This is a genomic window from Hyphococcus luteus (genome assembly GCF_002943565.1).
Classification (GTDB): Bacteria; Pseudomonadota; Alphaproteobacteria; order Caulobacterales; family Parvularculaceae; genus Hyphococcus; species Hyphococcus luteus.
In genome coordinates this window covers 431291-446788 of the sequence record NZ_PJCH01000017.1, presented here as the reverse complement: position 1 = coordinate 446788, position 15498 = coordinate 431291, and the positions used below count along the sequence as shown (strand labels likewise).

Here is a 15498-nt window from a genome sequence, read left to right as displayed (position 1 = left end):
GCGGCCGCGTCGCCTAAGAGAAATAGTCGAAACCGCTTTAGAAATGCTGCTTGCTCCAGACGGTCCCGCGCATTGAAGGCAGGGCTGTGAAGGCGTAAAACCGCGGCCGAACTCTGGAGAGAACGCCATGAAATACGACAGCATACTGGGCACGGTCGGCGATACGCCCGTCATCCGCATCAACCGTCTTGCGCCGGAAGGGGTGAACCTTTTCGTTAAATGCGAATATTTCAATCCCTTGAGCTCGGTGAAAGACCGCCTGGCGCTTGGCGTCATCGAAGCGGCGGAAAAGTCCGGGGATTTGAAACCGGGCCAGACCGTCGTCGAAGCGACGAGCGGCAACACCGGCATCGGCCTCGCCATGGTCTGCGCCGCAAAGGGCTATCCGCTGGTCGTCACCATGGCGGAAAGTTTCTCCGTGGAGCGGCGCAAGCTGATGCGCTTTCTCGGCGCGAAAGTGATCCTGACCCCGGCGGCGCAAAAAGGCACCGGCATGGTGGAAAAGGCGAAAGAGCTCGCCGACAAGAACGGCTGGTTCTTGACGCGCCAGTTCGAGAACGAAGCCAATCCCGACATGCATGAGCGCACGACGGGCCGCGAAATCGTGGATGCGTTCAAGGGCGAAAAGCTCGATTATTGGGTGACCGGCTTCGGCACTGGCGGCACGCTGACGGGCGTCTCCCGGGTTCTCAAAAAAGAAAGCCCCGACACCAAGATCGTCGTGTGCGAACCGCCGGATGCGGCGATGCTGGCGAGCGGCGCCCCGCAGGAGCGCAATGCCGACGGCAGCCCGAAAACCTCGCACCCCGCCTGGACGCCGCATCCGATCCAGGGCTGGTCGCCGGATTTCATTCCGAGAATCACCTCCGAAGCGGTGGAGGCCGGCGTCATTGATCAGATCGTGAAGACGCCGCCGGCCGAAGGCATGAAATGGTCACAGGCGCTCGCCCAGCGCGAAGGGATTTTCACCGGCATTTCCGGCGGGTCGACCTTCTGCGGCGCTATGGAAGTGGCGAAATCGGCGCCCAAGGGAACGACCATTCTCGCCATGCTGCCCGACACCGGCGAGCGTTATCTCTCAACGCCGCTGTTTGCAGATGTCGCTGCGGATATGGACGCCGAAGAGGTCGAAATTTCACGCTCGACGCCGGGCTATCAGCTTTCCGACTAGAGCCCGATCCGGAAGCGCTGGCAAAGCCCGTCGAGGGCGGAAGAGTCGTCCTCGCGCGAAATTGATTTCGATCATTTCGCGTGTTCCGGAAATATGGCTTATATACGCCCTGACGCAAGGCGCGCCCCCGCGTCAGCGTCCCCGGGCTGGGCGCACGGAGGAAGTTATGAAAAAGAATTTGCTGTTGGCGGGCATGATTGCGCTTGCCGGCGCCGGCTGTGCGACAGCCGCGTCAAAACCGGAGCTATCTGAGAAAGCGGCGGAGCGCCTTTCGGCGTTCAAGCAGACCGGCGAGATGCGGTCTTGCCTCAGTCTCACCCAGATCCGCTCGATCGACGCCATCGACGATTATCATTTCCTGATTGAGACCAGGAACGGCGACCATTATCTCAACTCGCTTTCAAACCGCTGTTCGGGCGCAAGTCGGACCGGCAACTACATCCAGTATAAAACGTCGATTAATCAGCTCTGCAGCGGTCAGATCGTCACGGTCGTCGACAACATGACCGACATGACGACGGGCTCCTGCGGCCTCAATGAATTTGAAAAGCTGGAAGACGCCCCAGCGGAAGAAAACTAGCGTGGGCGCCCGGCATATGAAACCGACACGCCCGGTCTCGCGCGCAGCGCGTGGCGGCGCCGTTTGTGCGGCCGCTTTGATCGCCGCGGGCGTTTTTGCAAGTGCGTTCGCGCGGCCGAACAAGGACGAAGACATTCTGTCGAAATATGAAAAGACAGGCGAGACGGTGTCCTGCCTGTCCCTGCGCAGCGTGCGCGACACCGACGTGATCGACGATTACGCCATGCTGGTTGAGGCGGGCGGCGAGGTCTATCTCAATGAGCTCAACGGCAGATGCATCGGCCTTGCACGCGAGGAGCGGTATGTCCATGACGCCGTCATCGGCAGGATGTGCCGCGGCGACATCATCCGGGTCATGGATAGTTTCGGCAATCCTCTGGGTTCTTGCAGCCTCGGAGATTTTGAAAAGCTGAATGAAATTTCCGAGACCGACCAGCCGTAAGGCGCAAAGCTTCATCGCAAGAAACAAAAGCGCCGGGCGAAAGTCCGGCGCTTTTGTTTGTATACAGATTTTCTGAAATCTTAACGCAATCTTTCCAGGACGTAAACAAATCGCTAATTCGTTATTAACGGGATTTTAGCCTCAGCTCTTTCATCCTTCTCATGGTTAATCCGTTCGCACGGGAAGCGGGCGGGCGTGCAAATAATGAAGGGGCGTCAACAATGACAATCGCCATGGGTGTGGAAGCGCTCGAAGCGGCCGAGCCGTTCTTGAGTGACTCAGAAATGTACCGTCTCGGCCTTGCGGCTTCGACGGGCGGAGAGGAAGGCGCGTTCGATCTGATCAATGCGCATAAATGGTTCAATCTCGCGGCCATGCAGGGCAATCTCGAAGCGCGCGCCTATCGCGCCGAGCTCGCCAACGAAATGACGCCGGAAGAGATCGCCGAAGCGCAAAGGCTGGCGCGCGAATATCTCGCGACGCATCGCGCCCGTCCAAACGCTTAAAGACCTGCGGAAGGTTAGATGTCGTCCCGGGACTGCGATGCAGGTCCGGATCCGGCGCCCAGCGTTTCGGCTGCGATCCGCCGGAAAGTCTGTTTTTGCGTTTCGTCGAGATTATCGAAACGCGGGCGTTTGGCCCCTCTGAGCGCTTGCCGCTCGGCCTCGCTCATTTCCCGCCATTGCCGTTTGCGCGCCGCCCGGAACCGGGCGCGCCCGGCCGCATCCAGCGTCAGATAGCGCCGCGCGGTTTGCGCCTCGATGCGCTGCGCCTGGGAAAGCCTGAGGCTCGTTTCGTAAAAATCGGCCGCCATCAAATCCACGAAAAGGCCGCCGCTTTGGGGCGCCGTCGCGCGGACGTCATGGCGGGGCCGGTCCTCAGCCTGCGCGTTACATGCACAGGCGCACGCCAGGGCGAAGGCCGACGAGAACAGGAAAAGAGCGCGCAATGAAAAATCCCCCCAAGGATGACAGAGCCGATATGGGCCCAGCATAAGGCGTTCCGCTTTCCAGCGCCTTGAGGGAAACTCGCAAATCGCAGGATTCTGGTTAATCTGGGGAAAAAAACCGGCCCCGGGCGCAAGATGGCCTTGCCAAGCCGGGCGTCCTGGCTTAGACGACCGGGCTTCCCATTCCAGCGTTTGCGCCGGGCGGGCCCCGAGGCTCCGCCGATCCGGCGCGCGACAGCGATTGACGATTTAGAGGTTTCCATGGCCGTCCCGAAGAGAAAAGTCACCTCCGCCAAGCGGGGCATGCGCCGCAGCCACGACAAGCTCGGCCAGGCGAGCTATATCGAGGATCAGGACTCCGGCGAATTGCGCCGTCCGCACCATATCGATCTGAAAACCGGCAAATATCGCGGCCGTCAGGTGCTCGAGCCTAAAGAAGACTAATTGCCGGCTTTATTCGCCTCCTATTTGCGCGCCGCCCGGTTTGGGCGGCGTTTGCATTTGCGCAGGCCGGCTTTATGCTGACTCCCGGGTGCGGGGCCCAGATAAGGGACTCTCGGGGATGAAGCTTTACAAAGCTGCTTTCGGGCTGGCGTTGTTCGTGCTCGCCGGCTGCACGACTTATCCGTATCAATCCGCCTTCGACGCCTGCGACGAGCAGGCCGGCGCCTGTTACCGCTATTGCGAGGACTTCGCCGCCGACGCGGTGCACTACAGCGCCTGCCATGCGGATTGCGACAGCGAGGCGAACCAGTGTTTCGCGAACGCCTATGACAGCTATTCCTCCTATAGTTCGAGTTATTCCAGCAGCTATTATTACGCCCCGTCCTGGCCATGGTACGGGCGCTACGGCGCCTGGGGGCCTTCCAGCGGCTATTACTTCGACTTCACCTATTGGGGCGGCTATCGCGATTATGACCGCCGCCACAAGCGCCGCCATGATTATGACCGCGACCGCCGCCGGCGCGATTACAATCGCCGTCATCGCGATCGTGACCGCTATGACCGGGACCATGACCGCGACCGCCGTCACGACCGCGACAGGGATCGCCGCGACTATCGCGGCAAAGACCGGAAGCCGCCGCGCGCTGCGCCGAACGATCCGACGCCCCGCCTGACCCCGCGCCAGCGCCGCTACCAGGACACTCGTCCGCAACAGCGAAGCCAATCCCGGCCCCAATCCCGGCCGACGCGTCGCGCGGCGCCCCGGCGGGCGACGCCGCCGGCCTCGAGCCCGCCGCCCAAAAGCGCGCCCAAATCGGCGCCGCCGTCCTCGGCGCAGCCGTCTTCCTCTCCGCCGCCTCGCCGCGCGGCCCCGCGCCAGCGGCAGCGCCAAAGCGGCGCCGAACCGCGTCAGCGCCCGCCCAGCCGGCGGCCGGACCGGCGCTATGACGAGCAATAGCGCCGGATAGGGGCGCTTGAGGGCGCCAGCCCGTTGCACTCATTCCCTGTCGGGCTATAGAGGCTCCGGAAACAAACCGGAGCCTTTTTCATGACCGCCATCGCCGATATTTTCGCCCGCGAGATCCTCGACAGCCGGGGCAATCCCACCGTCGAAGTGGATGTCACGCTCGAAGACGGCTCCTTGGGGCGGGCCGCCGTGCCGTCCGGCGCCTCCACCGGCGCCCATGAAGCCCATGAGCTGCGCGACGGCGGCGAGCGCTATGGCGGCAAGGGCGTGTTGCAGGCTGTGGACGCGGTGAACGGCGAGATCTTCGATGCGCTCTCGGGCTTCGAGGCGGAAGAACAGACCCTGATCGACGAGACCCTGATCGGGCTCGACGGGACGGAGAACAAATCCCGCCTCGGCGCCAACGCAATTCTCGGCGTCTCGCTCGCCGTCGCCAAGGCCGCCGCCGAAGCTTCGGCGCTGCCGCTTTACCGCTATGTGGGCGGCGTCTCTGCGCGCGTCCTGCCGGCGCCGATGATGAACATCATCAATGGCGGTGAACATGCTGACAATCCTATCGACATTCAGGAATTCATGATCATGCCGCTTGGCGCCGAGAATTTCTCCGAGGCGCTGCGCATGGGCGCGGAAGTCTTTCACGCGCTGAAGAAAGGTTTGAAAGACGCCGGGCACAACACCAATGTCGGCGACGAGGGCGGTTTCGCGCCGAATTTGAAATCCACCGACGAGGCGCTCGGCTTCATCATGAGCGCCGTTGAAAAAGCCGGCTACCGTCCGGCCGAGGACGTTTTCATCGCTCTCGATGCGGCGTCCACGGAGTTTTACAAGAACGGCAAATACGAGCTCGAAGGCGAGGGCAAGTCGCTCGACAGCGAGGGCATGGCGAAATATCTCGCCGATCTCGTCTCGCGCTATCCGATTGTCTCCATCGAGGACGGCATGGCCGAAGACGACTGGGACGGCTGGAAGGCGCTCACCGATCTGACGGGCGAGAAATGCCAGCTCGTGGGCGACGATCTTTTCGTGACCAATGAGAAACGCCTGCGCACCGGGATAGCAAAAGGCTGCGCCAATTCGATCCTCGTCAAGGTCAACCAGATCGGCACGCTCACCGAAACGCTGGCGGCCGTCGATACGGCCCATCGCGCGCGCTACACAGCGGTGATGTCGCACCGCTCCGGCGAGACAGAGGACGCGACCATCGCCGATCTCGCCGTCGCGACCAATTGCGGCCAGATCAAGACCGGCTCGCTGGCGCGTTCCGACCGGCTGGCGAAATACAACCAGCTTCTCAGGATCGAGCAGGAGCTTGACGACACCGCGGTTTACGCCGGCGCCGCCATGCTGCGCGCGTCGTGAGGGGCCGATGAACGCGCCTGTCATCCGTCCGGCGACCAATGCGGACTGCGGTAAAGTCCGCGCCCTGATCTTCGCCGTGCTCGACGAATACGGGCTCGAGCCGGCGCCGAAAACGACCGACAGCGACCTCGACGATCTCGAAGGCTTTTACGCCGGCGGGATGTTCGACGTCATCGAGACGCCGGAAGGCGACATCATCGGCACAGTGGGGCTTTGGCCGCTGGATGGCGAGGGGAGCGAGGGCGCGGTCGAGCTGCGCAAGATGTATTTAAAGCCCGGCGCCCGAGGGAAGGGGATGGGCAAGCTCCTCCTCACTCACGCCATTGCGCGCGCCCGCGCGCTCGGCTTCACGCGCATCGAGCTTCAGACCAACAATGTGCTGGAAGAGGCGCTGGGGCTTTACGGGAAATTCGGCTTTGCCCCGTCCGCGCGGAACGAGGTCGAGCGCCGCTGCGATCAGGCCCTGGCGCTCGATCTTTAGGGCGTTTTGAAGCCCAGGCGGATCGCCAAGCCTTCATCCTGAGGAGCGGAAATCCTTCATGTCCTTCGAGACGCGCCGCATGAGCGGCGCTCCTCAGGATGAAGGATTTTTGCGTCTCGAAGGATGAAGTCGTGAATCGACGGCGAATGAAAAAGCTCTATTCAGCGCGGAAGCGGAAAAGCGAATCGGCTTAACGAATCGTTAACCAAGTTTGATTCTTTTAAAACGCAACAAAAAAGAACGAGCTTCCATGTTGCGTATCCGTTTTCTTCTCGACATTGCGTTTCCGGCGCTCGTGATGTGTCTGACGGGCATTCTCGTCTGGGGCGCGACGGCGAGCGACACCGGCTACCGGGCCCTGAGCCAGCTTCAGGACGAAGCGGAGGTGAAAACCGCGGAGCTCGACGCCTTGCGCGCGCGCCGCCTGGAGCTTGAACAGCGGGCCGATCTCCTGAACCCGAAATCCCTCGACCCCGACATCCTCGACGAGCGCATCCGGGCGGTTCTCGGCTATAGCCGGGAGGGCGACGTGGTGATCCCCCGGCGCGAGCTCGACAGGCTCCTAAGCGAGGAAAAACGCTAGGGTTTTCGCCTTTTCAAGGTCTCTATTGCCCGCAGCCTGCTTGTTCGGGCGGGCCGTCCCGCGTATGACATGGGCCGCATTCGGGAGATCAAATCGATGGCTGACGACGCGAGCGCCAAAACCAACCTTTCCGCCACGACGGAAGAGCTGCTCAAATATTATCGCGACATGCTGCTCATTCGCCGCTTCGAGGAGCGCGCGGGCCAGCTTTACGGCATGGGCCATATCGGCGGCTTCTGCCACCTCTATATCGGCCAGGAGGCCGTGGTGGTCGGCATGGAGGCGGTGAAGAAAGACGGCGACCAGACCATCACCGGCTATCGCGATCACGGCCATATGCTCGCCTGCGGCATGGACCCGAAAGGCGTCATGGCCGAGCTCACGGGCCGCGAAGGCGGCTATTCCAAGGGCAAGGGCGGCTCCATGCACATGTTCTCCAAGGAAAAGGAGTTCTATGGCGGGCACGGCATTGTCGGCGCCTCGGTGCCGCTTGGCGTCGGCCTCGGTTTCGCCAATCGCTACCGCGAGAATGACTCGGTCAGCCTGACCTATTTCGGCGACGGCGCCTCGAACCAGGGGCAGATTTTCGAAGCCATGAATATGGCGCAGCTGTGGAAGCTGCCGGTGGTCTTCATCATCGAGAACAACCAGTACGCCATGGGCACCAGCGTCAAGCGCTCTCATTCCGACACCCATCTTTACCGCCGCGGCGCGGCCTTCGGCATTCCGGGCATGGAAGTCGACGGCATGGATGTCGTCGCGGTGCGCGAGGCGGGCCGCCAGGCGGTGGAGCATGCGCGCAAGGGCGAGGGGCCTTACGTCCTTGAAATGAAGACCTATCGCTATCGCGGCCATTCCATGTCGGACCCGGCGAAATACCGGACCCGCGAGGAAGTCGACCACATTCGCGAAACTTCGGACCCGATCAAGCGCTGCGAACAGCGGCTTTCCGAAAACGGCTTCTCCGACGAAGATCAGTTGAAAGGGATCGACAAGGAGATCAAGGCGATCGTCAAAGGCGCGGCGGATTTCGCCCTCGAAAGCCCCGAGCCCGCCGCCGATCAGCTCTTTACGGATATTTACGCCTGATCGAAGCGGGCGAGCTTCAGGAAATCGAATTCGCGCATGGTCTCGCCTTTTAGGGCGAGGTCGGCGAGGGCTTCGCCGATGAGTGGCGCGAATTTAAATCCGTGTCCGGAATGGCCCATGGCGAGAACCACATGCTCGCTTTCCGGATGGCGGTCGATGATGAAATGCCCGTCCGGGCTCATGGCGTAAAGACAGCTTTGTTCTTTAATGATCGTTGAAGACACGCCCGGGATGCGGCGTTTCAGGAACGCCTCCATGTCGCGGCGCGCTTCGGCGGCGGCGTCCGGCGCCTGGTCGAGCGGATCGGCGACTGGCGCGCCGCCAGTATGTTCGCCGATCTTCACCCCGTCCGCATCGACCGCCGGAAAACCGTAGCGAAAACGTCCGTCCGCCTCTTCTATGGCGTAGGGGAGAAAGCCGTTGGCGAGGGTGAAGCGGTCTTCGCCAGGCGACGTCCAGAAGAGGCTTTTGCGCAGCGGCTGAAGAAACTTGCGCCCCAGTTTTACGAACTCGCCAGCGAAAGCCCCCGGGGCGAGCACAAGCCGATCGAAGCAATGCCTTTCGCCTCCGGCCTCGAGTTCAATTTGCCCGCCCTTCGCCGTCCAGCCGGAGACGGGGGAATTTTCGTGCAGTTCAGCGTCATGGGCGCTCGCGGCCTTGAGATAGGCGGCGCGGGCGCGGTCGGCGTAAACGAAACCCGCATCGGGTTCGATCATCGCCTCCATATCGTCGTCGAGCGCGAACCAGAAAAACCGTTTCCTGGCTTCAGCGCGCGACAGGCGATGCAGATGAAGCCCGTGCTGTTCGGCGGCGAGGCTCGTGCCGGCGATGAGCCCGGAGTCGGCCCGGCCCGCCATGAAGACGCCTGTCATCTCGAACAGGGTTTCGTGGGCTTCTTCTTCCAATTCACGCCACAACATGGCGGCGCGTTTTAACAGCGGCACATAGTCGGGATGTTCGAAATAGGCGGTGCGGAAAAGCCGTGTGGCGCCGTGAGAAGAGCCGCGGTCATGGCCGAAGGGAAATTGTTCGAACAGCGTGACGCGCGCGCCGCGCCGCGCCAGCGCATAGGCCGCCGCCGCGCCCATGATCCCGGCGCCGACGACGGCGCAATGCGGGCCCCCGCTCACGGGAGCGGCTTTCGCATGTGAATCAGCTTTTGCGCATGGGGGTTCCAGAGTTCGGTTTCTTCCTCGCTGACCACGTCGAAACCGAGGCGCAAATAGAGGTCCATGGACGCGGGCAGTCCGGTCGTCGTTTCCAGCGTGATCTCGCTCCAGCCCTCGCTGGCGGCGTAGTCGATCGCCGCGTTGACGAGCTTCTTGCCAAGGCCTGTTCCGCGCGCTTCCGGGGACACCAGCACCCAGCGCAGTTGGCCCTTGCCGCCGCGGTCGACCATGGCCGTGCAGCCGACCAGCCGGCCGTCCCGCTCGGCCAGCCAGACGCGGCCCTTCGCGCCGTTGTCGATGACGAAATCCGCCACGGTGCGCGCCACAAAGGCTTCGAAGGCGAGGCCGAAATGGCCTTCCTCACGGCCATAACCCTCGCCGTGAAGCGTAATGATGCGGCCGAGATCGCCGGGTTTCAAATCGGTTCTGATGATGATGTCGCTGGTCATGGCCATGTTCCTCGCAACGCCATTATCAGGGCTGAAGCGCCCGCGACAACCCTTTGCGCGGACACGCGAAACCTGTCACATCAACCGGCATGCAGGACGCAGCCTCAAGCGGCGGGCCGTCAGGGGAAACGGTTCTGCTGCATGTCTTTCCGAGCTTTTCCTTCGGCGGCCAGCAGGCCCGGCTTGCCGCGCTCGCCCGCGGTCTTGGGACGGGCTATCGGCATGTGATTGTCGCCCTTGACGGCGATCATGCCGCGCGGGCGCTGTTCGACGAAAGCGTGAAGGCCAAGTTCAGAACGCTGATCCTGAAAAAATCATCGGGCCTCAGCCTTTCGAATATCTGGCGTTTGCGGGGTCTCCTCCGCGAGGAAGATCCGGATATTCTGTGCACCTATAATTGGGGATCCATGGAGACCGTTGTCGCCAACAAACTCGGCCCGCGTGTTCCCCATGTGCATTTCGAAGACGGCTTCGGCCCCGACGAAACCATCGACCGGCAGCGTCCCCGCCGGGTGCGCGCCCGGCGCCGGCTGTTGAAAAAGACGCCCGTGGTCGTCCCCTCGCGCGCGCTTGAAAAAACGGCGGCGGAACAATGGGGGCTCAAATCCGTGCGGCGCATCGGGAACGGCGTCGATTTCGACAGGCTGCAGGGCGGCAAGCGCGGCCATAATGACGCGCTTGTGGTGGGCTCGCTCGCCGCGCTTCGCCCGGAGAAGAATTACCGCCGGCTGATCGCCGTGTTTCGCGCCGCGGACTATGAAGGGCGCGCGCGGCTCGAGATTTTCGGCGCCGGGCCGGAGCTTGACGCCCTCAGGCAGGCGGCGAAGGACGACCCGCGGATTTCCCTGCCGGGCCCTACGGCGGACGCGGCGGACGCCTATGCCCGATTCGATGTCTTCGCCTTGTCCTCGGATACGGAGCAGGCCCCGTTGAGCCTGATGGAGGCGATGGCGGCGGGGCTTCCCGTTGTCGCGACGGGCGTGGGGGACATCGCTGAGATGGTGGCGGAAGAGAATCTCCCCTACATTACGCCTGTCGGCGACGATGAAGCCTACGCCCACGCTCTCGCGCAGATGCTGCAAAATCCGTCGGCGCGGGCCGCCATCGGCGCCGCCAACAAGCGCAAGGCGAGGGAGGCGTTTTCGCAGGACCGCATGATCGCCGCCTGTCGCGCGCTATTCGAGGATGTGCAAGGCCGCCATGGATGAAGCCCCTGATGTAAAAGCCGTGGTCGCGCCGCTTGAGGACCACGACGCTTTCCTCGCCGAATGGACGCAGCTTTATGCGAGTTGCCCCGACGCCGGTTTTTTCCAGTCGCCGGAATGGATGACCGCCTGGCTTGCCGGCGCGCCGGAGGGCGCGGAGCTTTACCGGGTCGAAGTCTCCGAAAACGGCGCCCCAAAGCTGATGGGCGCTTTCGCTGCGCCGAAGCGCAAGACCATGGGACTGGGGCTTCGTGAAGTCTGGTTCCAGGAATTCGGCGACCCGGCCCGCGATGCGATCTACCCGGAATATCTCGACTTCCTCGCGCCGCGTCCCTCCGGCGGTCTCAGGACCAAAGCCGCGGGCGCGATCATGAATTATTTTACCGATGCCGACGGGTTTGTTTTCCGCAATGCGCGCATGCGCATGACATCGACGGTCCTGTCGGCGGCGGCGGGGCGCGGCTTTTCCGCCCGCGTCCTGCGCGAACAGCCGGTTTACGTCTGCGAGCTCGGGAGCACGGATTTCATCGCCGGGCTCAGCAAATCCCTGCAGACGAAAATCCGCCGGTCCATCGCGCTTTATGAAGAGCGCGGCGGGATCAAGACACGGCTTGCGCAAACGGCGGAGGAAAAGAAGGCCGCCTTTGAAAAGCTGAAAGAGCTGCACCAGCAGCGCTGGCGGGCAAGGGGGCGGGAAGGCGTTTTCGCCAATCCGCATCTGAAAAGTTTTCACGAGCGGCTCCGGGCTCATGCGCCGGAAAACCTGCATCTTTTTGAAGTGAGCGCAGGGGGTGAGACTTTCGCCGTTCTCTATAATTTCGTGCACGGCAAGCGCGTCATGAATTATCAAAGCGGCTTTAACATAGAAGACGACAACCGCGTTTCGCCCGGCTTTGTCGCCCATGCGCTCGCGGCGCAGTTTTATCAGGACAAGGGCTTCGAGGCTTACGACCTCCTCGCCGGCGAAGAGGAATACAAGGCGCGGCTCGGCGATCCGGAAACCATCCTGACCTCTTTCGTGGTCGAGCGCCCGACCTGGCGCAACCGGCTGCGCGCGCGCGTCAAAGGTTAGCGCGCCTTGCGCAAAAACGCGTCGAACATGATGATGCTCCAGATTTCCTGGGCGCAGTCGGCGCCGCCGCTTTTATGCGATGCGATCATCGCCTCGACCGCTTTTTCATCGAACAAGCCGCTTTCGCGCCACGCCCGCGAGGCGTTGAGCCGCATGGCCGGATTGCCCTGCTTGCGGCGCATCCAGTCTTTCAGCGGCGGTGCAAAGCCCTGTTTCTTGCGGGCGACGTAATCGGGCCCAAGCCGCGGCGTGAAGGCCGCTTTCAGGATGCGTTTTCCGTCCATGCCCGTGAGCTTGTAGTCCGCGGGAAGCGCGCCGGCCCATTCCACGAGCCTGTGATCGAGCAGGGGCGGCCGCGTTTCGAGCCCGTGCGCCATCGATGTGCGGTCGGCCTTGACGAGCATCCGTCCCGGCAGCCAGGTCATAAGATCGGCATATTGCGCGCGGGCGAGCGGCTCTTCGGTTCCTGCATCCGCCATGGCGGCGCTCATGACCGATTCCGGTTCATAGCCGGCGAGGGCGCGTTTGAAATCGGGATTGAAAATCACGTCGATGCGCGAGGGCAGGTTGATCGCGGCGGCGGCGGCGTAGCCTTCAGCGCTCGAACGCGCCATCGCCTGAAAGGTGGTCTTGGCGCGCAGATAACGCGGCGCCCAGTCGAGTTTCGGATAGGCCGCGCCGAGCGGTCCGAAAACGCCGGCGCGCAAGGGCGCGGGCGCAAGGTCGCGCATTTTTTCCTCGGCGAGAAAGAACGGATAGCGCCTGTAGCCGGCGAAGACTTCATCGCCGCCGTCCCCGGTGAGCGCGACGGTGACGTGGCGGCGCGCGGCTTGCGCCACGAGATAAGACGGCAATGCCGAAGCGTCGGCGAAGGGCTCGCCCATGGCGGCCGCGACTTTGTCGATTAGCGCCGCCGTCTCGCAATCGGCGAGCTCTTCATAATGGACGGCGCCGAATTTCTCCGCGATTTCGCGCGCGGCTTCGCGTTCGTCATGGCCTGCTTCGTCAAAGCCGATGGTGCAGGCGACGGGCCGGGCGCCGGTTTCGGCCATGGAAGAAACGATGCTGGCGGAATCGACGCCGCCGGACAGAAACGCCCCGAGCGGCGCATCGGACAGCATTTGCAACTTCACCGCGTCGTCGATCTTGGCGCGCAGCATGTCCGCGGCTTCTTCGAAAGGGGCCGCCGCGGCGTCGGCGAAGACGGGGCGCCAATAACGCTCTATGCGGGGCGTCTGGCCGCGCTCGGCGATCAGCTTGTGCGCGGGCGCCAGCTTGTAGATGCTGCGATAGATGGTCTTCGGATCGGGGACATAACCGTAATAAAAATAATCGGCGACGGCGCGCGGATCGAGCGCTGCGTCCACAAGCCCCGATGCGAGAAGGGCGCCGATTTCCGAGGCGAAAAGGAGAAATCCGTCGCGGGTTTCCGCATAATAAAGCGGGCGCTCGCCGAGCCGGTCGCGGGCGAGCGTCAGGCGCTTCTTTTCGGGCTCGTAAAAACCGAAAGCGAACATGCCGTGCAGCTCGTGAAGAAAATCCGCGCCTTTCAGTGCGAGGCCTTCGGCGAGAAGCTCCGTGTCCGACCGGGTTTTGAAAGAGACGCCGGCAAGCGTTTTGGCGAGCGCCTGATAATTATAAATCTCGCCATTGTAAGTGAGGACGGCGCCGCCGGTCTGGGCGTGAAAGGGCTGCGCGCCGCCTTCGCGATCAATAATGGCGAGCCGGCGATGGCCGAAGCCGGCGCCCGGCGCGACGAAACAGCCTTCGCCGTCGGGCCCGCGATGGGTGAGCGCGTCCGTCATGCGCTTTAATGCATCGCGGTCGATGTCGCGTTCGCCGTTCAGATCGAAAATGCCCGCAATGCCGCACATGGTGTCTAGCGCACGCCGCCGTTTTGAAAGCTGCTGTGGCGCGCGCGCCAGGCGGAGAAGCGCTCCACATCGCCGGTGAAGGCGCGGATGCGGTTCAGGGCCTTGGAAGGCTCGCCCGCATAGTCCGAGGCGATGACGATGACGCCGCCCGGCGGATTCGCGCCTTTGAGCTTGTCTTTCATCTGGGCGGCTTTGAAGGCCAGCGGATCGGTGTAAACCTCGTCGCCGCGCCAATAGGCCGTCAGGGTCAAAAGACGGCGGCGCTGGGGGCCTGCGAAAATTTCCAGCGGAACCGCGCGCGACTCCCCGAAGAGATAAACGACGTCTTCTTCGCCCGCGATGCGCCGCCAGTCGCCGCCGGCGGCGCTGTTTTGCGTATTGACGATTTCGCGCGCGCGCCGGTCATGGGTGAAGCCGGCGAGGCCCACATAAACGCGTTCGCCGTTCCTTTCATAGGTGTAGACGCGCATGCGGTCGGCGTCGATGGCGGGCGTCCAGTTTTGCGGGCCGGAAAGAATGCGCCAGCCCGGCGCATTGAAAACCGAGACTTCGGCAGCGCCGGTGGGCGGCGTCACATCGACAACGACTTTTGCATAAAAGGCGGCGAGGAGCACCGGAACGAAGGCGAGGACGGCGAGCGTTCCCCGCCAGGGACGGCGCGCCATGACCGGCGCATGCTCGGGAAAAACGTCCCGTGGTTTTTTCATCTTCGCGCCGATCCAGAACAGGACGAAAAACACCGCGCCGTAAAACACAAGACCGATGACCCAATGGTCCGGCCCAACGGCCAGCGCCATGCCGGAAAGGTCCGCGATGAGGATCACCACAAAGACGCGCAGGAAATTTGCGGCGAGCGCGATCAGCGTCGCAATGAAGAGAAAGACAAGACGCGCGCGCAAGGACGGCAAAACCTGACAGGCATAGATATACGCGATCATCAGCGCCGCGAGGAGGAAATTCAAACCGGCGCAAGCCTCGGCGATTTGGAAAAGCCCCGCCGGGGTTTTGATGAGAACGCCGTCAATTATCGTCGATGAAAGGCCGACGAGATTGAGCAAGGTCACGACCGAGCCGGCCGTCGCCTGTTGCAGAAACGGGATCAGGATTTCCCCGAAAGGAACCATGAAATAAAGAAAGAGAAGCGGCAGCGCCCACAGCCGGAAAGCGGCGGCGCCGAAAAAGACGCCAGCGCCGGCGATCAACAGGCTGACAAAGGCGAATTGCTCCACAAGAGCGACGCCCGCCGCATGACCGGCAAGCCAGACAAGCGCGGCGGCGATGACGCCGAGGAGAAAAGACGGACCGGTCGCCGGATCGATGCGCGGGCGCGACAGGATCATCAATAGCGCCAGCGGCGCGACCGCGACGCCGTGATGATAGGTCGAGGAGGAAAGCCAGGTTTTCGCCATGGAAAGCGCCGCCGGATGCAGCGCCAGGCCGGCTACAATCGCGAACAGGCCGTAGGCCGCGACCGGAAGGCTCCAGTCGCTGCGGCGCGCATGCGAAAAGTCTGCGGCGATAGCCATCGGTCTCCCGGCGCTCAGCTTCGCCCAGAGACTAAAGAGACGGCGTTTCCGGTTTGTTAAGAATAACCGCCTTGCAAGGCTAAGTTTATGACAAAGTCCTCATCCTGAGGAGCCCGATTTCCTCGTTCTTCGCGACAT

General features: G+C 62.7%; 17 protein-coding genes. 12 read left to right on the top strand and 5 right to left on the bottom strand.

The window, feature by feature from the left end; translation table 11 throughout:
* Nucleotides 1–127: 127 nt before the first annotated feature.
* From cysK to CW354_RS22585, 4 genes are all read left to right on the top strand, one after another.
* On the top strand, nucleotides 128–1171 hold the full coding sequence (gene cysK, locus CW354_RS22600; protein ID WP_104832358.1) for a cysteine synthase A: 1044 nt from the start codon (nucleotides 128–130) through the stop codon (nucleotides 1169–1171).
* A 166-nt stretch (nucleotides 1172–1337) separates the two neighbouring features.
* Nucleotides 1338–1751, top strand: a complete 414-nt coding sequence (locus tag CW354_RS22595; protein ID WP_133162420.1) for a DUF6491 family protein — start codon at nucleotides 1338–1340, stop codon at nucleotides 1749–1751.
* Between the two features lie 16 nt (nucleotides 1752–1767).
* The gene (locus CW354_RS22590; protein WP_133162419.1) at nucleotides 1768–2193 is read left to right on the top strand and encodes a hypothetical protein; all 426 of its coding nucleotides are present in this window, start codon (nucleotides 1768–1770) and stop codon (nucleotides 2191–2193) included.
* Nucleotides 2194–2414: 221 nt separating this feature from the next.
* Nucleotides 2415–2699 carry a hypothetical protein gene (locus tag CW354_RS22585; protein ID WP_207764959.1) on the top strand — a complete coding sequence of 95 codons (285 nt, stop codon included), beginning with the start codon at nucleotides 2415–2417 and terminating at the stop codon, nucleotides 2697–2699.
* A gap of 14 nt (nucleotides 2700–2713) precedes the next feature.
* Here the strand turns inward: CW354_RS22585 and CW354_RS23245 are convergent, their stop codons facing one another.
* Entirely contained in the window at nucleotides 2714–3016 is a 303-nt protein-coding gene (locus CW354_RS23245; protein WP_133162418.1) for a hypothetical protein, read from the bottom strand.
* Between the two features lie 387 nt (nucleotides 3017–3403).
* On the opposite strand from CW354_RS23245, the gene rpmF reads away from it, so the two are divergent.
* From rpmF to pdhA, 6 genes are all read left to right on the top strand, one after another.
* Nucleotides 3404–3586, top strand: a complete 183-nt coding sequence (gene rpmF, locus CW354_RS22575) for a 50S ribosomal protein L32 (protein WP_104832421.1) — start codon at nucleotides 3404–3406, stop codon at nucleotides 3584–3586.
* Nucleotides 3587–3704: 118 nt separating this feature from the next.
* Nucleotides 3705–4544, top strand: a complete 840-nt coding sequence (locus CW354_RS22570; RefSeq protein WP_104832354.1) for a hypothetical protein — start codon at nucleotides 3705–3707, stop codon at nucleotides 4542–4544.
* Nucleotides 4545–4634: 90 nt separating this feature from the next.
* Nucleotides 4635–5912, top strand: a complete 1278-nt coding sequence (gene eno / locus CW354_RS22565) for a phosphopyruvate hydratase (protein WP_104832353.1) — start codon at nucleotides 4635–4637, stop codon at nucleotides 5910–5912.
* A 7-nt stretch (nucleotides 5913–5919) separates the two neighbouring features.
* Nucleotides 5920–6393 carry a GNAT family N-acetyltransferase gene (locus CW354_RS22560; protein WP_104832352.1) on the top strand — a complete coding sequence of 158 codons (474 nt, stop codon included), beginning with the start codon at nucleotides 5920–5922 and terminating at the stop codon, nucleotides 6391–6393.
* A 250-nt stretch (nucleotides 6394–6643) separates the two neighbouring features.
* Nucleotides 6644–6976 (top strand): FtsB family cell division protein, encoded by a 333-nt coding sequence (locus CW354_RS22555; protein WP_133162417.1) that lies wholly within the window; start codon nucleotides 6644–6646, stop codon nucleotides 6974–6976.
* 96 nt (nucleotides 6977–7072) lie between these two features.
* Nucleotides 7073–8065: a pyruvate dehydrogenase (acetyl-transferring) E1 component subunit alpha gene (gene pdhA, locus CW354_RS22550; protein WP_104832350.1), complete on the top strand. Its 993-nt coding sequence runs from the start codon at nucleotides 7073–7075 to the stop codon at nucleotides 8063–8065.
* On the opposite strand, the gene solA is transcribed toward pdhA, so the two are convergent.
* Both solA and CW354_RS22540 read right to left on the bottom strand, forming a co-directional pair.
* Nucleotides 8056–9195 carry an N-methyl-L-tryptophan oxidase gene (gene solA / locus CW354_RS22545; protein WP_104832349.1) on the bottom strand — a complete coding sequence of 380 codons (1140 nt, stop codon included), beginning with the start codon at nucleotides 9193–9195 and terminating at the stop codon, nucleotides 8056–8058. The genes pdhA and solA overlap by 10 nt on opposite strands.
* Entirely contained in the window at nucleotides 9192–9683 is a 492-nt protein-coding gene (locus tag CW354_RS22540) for a GNAT family N-acetyltransferase (RefSeq protein ID WP_165793908.1), read from the bottom strand. The genes solA and CW354_RS22540 overlap by 4 nt, the downstream gene beginning before the upstream one ends.
* 89 nt (nucleotides 9684–9772) lie before the next feature.
* On the opposite strand from CW354_RS22540, the gene CW354_RS22535 reads away from it, so the two are divergent.
* Complete coding sequence (locus CW354_RS22535; protein WP_104832347.1) at nucleotides 9773–10891, top strand: glycosyltransferase family 4 protein; 1119 nt, start codon at nucleotides 9773–9775, stop codon at nucleotides 10889–10891.
* Nucleotides 10884–11960, top strand: a complete 1077-nt coding sequence (locus CW354_RS22530; RefSeq protein WP_165793907.1) for a GNAT family N-acetyltransferase — start codon at nucleotides 10884–10886, stop codon at nucleotides 11958–11960. Before CW354_RS22535 ends, CW354_RS22530 begins: the two co-directional genes overlap by 8 nt.
* On the opposite strand, the gene asnB is transcribed toward CW354_RS22530, so the two are convergent.
* Nucleotides 11957–13834 (bottom strand): asparagine synthase (glutamine-hydrolyzing), encoded by a 1878-nt coding sequence (asnB, locus tag CW354_RS22525; RefSeq protein ID WP_104832345.1) that lies wholly within the window; start codon nucleotides 13832–13834, stop codon nucleotides 11957–11959. The two genes, CW354_RS22530 and asnB, sit on opposite strands and share 4 nt — an antisense overlap.
* 5 nt (nucleotides 13835–13839) lie before the next feature.
* Nucleotides 13840–15360: an exosortase A gene (gene xrtA, locus CW354_RS22520; protein ID WP_104832344.1), complete on the bottom strand. Its 1521-nt coding sequence runs from the start codon at nucleotides 15358–15360 to the stop codon at nucleotides 13840–13842.
* Nucleotides 15361–15498 lie beyond the last annotated feature (138 nt).

Excerpts from the sequence above, each read along its gene's own strand:
- cysK (WP_104832358.1), top strand. The coding sequence starts at position 128 with ATGAAATACGACAGCATACTGGGCACGGTCGGCGATACGCCCGTCATC.
- CW354_RS22595 (WP_133162420.1), top strand. The coding sequence starts at position 1,338 with ATGAAAAAGAATTTGCTGTTGGCGGGCATGATTGCGCTTGCCGGCGCC.
- CW354_RS22590 (WP_133162419.1), top strand. The coding sequence starts at position 1,768 with ATGAAACCGACACGCCCGGTCTCGCGCGCAGCGCGTGGCGGCGCCGTT.
- CW354_RS22585 (WP_207764959.1), top strand. The coding sequence starts at position 2,415 with ATGACAATCGCCATGGGTGTGGAAGCGCTCGAAGCGGCCGAGCCGTTC.
- rpmF (WP_104832421.1), top strand. The coding sequence starts at position 3,404 with ATGGCCGTCCCGAAGAGAAAAGTCACCTCCGCCAAGCGGGGCATGCGC.
- CW354_RS22570 (WP_104832354.1), top strand. The coding sequence starts at position 3,705 with ATGAAGCTTTACAAAGCTGCTTTCGGGCTGGCGTTGTTCGTGCTCGCC.
- eno (WP_104832353.1), top strand. The coding sequence starts at position 4,635 with ATGACCGCCATCGCCGATATTTTCGCCCGCGAGATCCTCGACAGCCGG.
- CW354_RS22560 (WP_104832352.1), top strand. The coding sequence starts at position 5,920 with ATGAACGCGCCTGTCATCCGTCCGGCGACCAATGCGGACTGCGGTAAA.
- CW354_RS22555 (WP_133162417.1), top strand. The coding sequence starts at position 6,644 with ATGTTGCGTATCCGTTTTCTTCTCGACATTGCGTTTCCGGCGCTCGTG.
- pdhA (WP_104832350.1), top strand. The coding sequence starts at position 7,073 with ATGGCTGACGACGCGAGCGCCAAAACCAACCTTTCCGCCACGACGGAA.
- CW354_RS22540 (WP_165793908.1), bottom strand. The coding sequence starts at position 9,683 with ATGACCAGCGACATCATCATCAGAACCGATTTGAAACCCGGCGATCTC.
- CW354_RS22535 (WP_104832347.1), top strand. The coding sequence starts at position 9,773 with ATGCAGGACGCAGCCTCAAGCGGCGGGCCGTCAGGGGAAACGGTTCTG.
- CW354_RS22530 (WP_165793907.1), top strand. The coding sequence starts at position 10,884 with ATGGATGAAGCCCCTGATGTAAAAGCCGTGGTCGCGCCGCTTGAGGAC.
- asnB (WP_104832345.1), bottom strand. The coding sequence starts at position 13,834 with ATGTGCGGCATTGCGGGCATTTTCGATCTGAACGGCGAACGCGACATC.
- xrtA (WP_104832344.1), bottom strand. The coding sequence starts at position 15,360 with ATGGCTATCGCCGCAGACTTTTCGCATGCGCGCCGCAGCGACTGGAGC.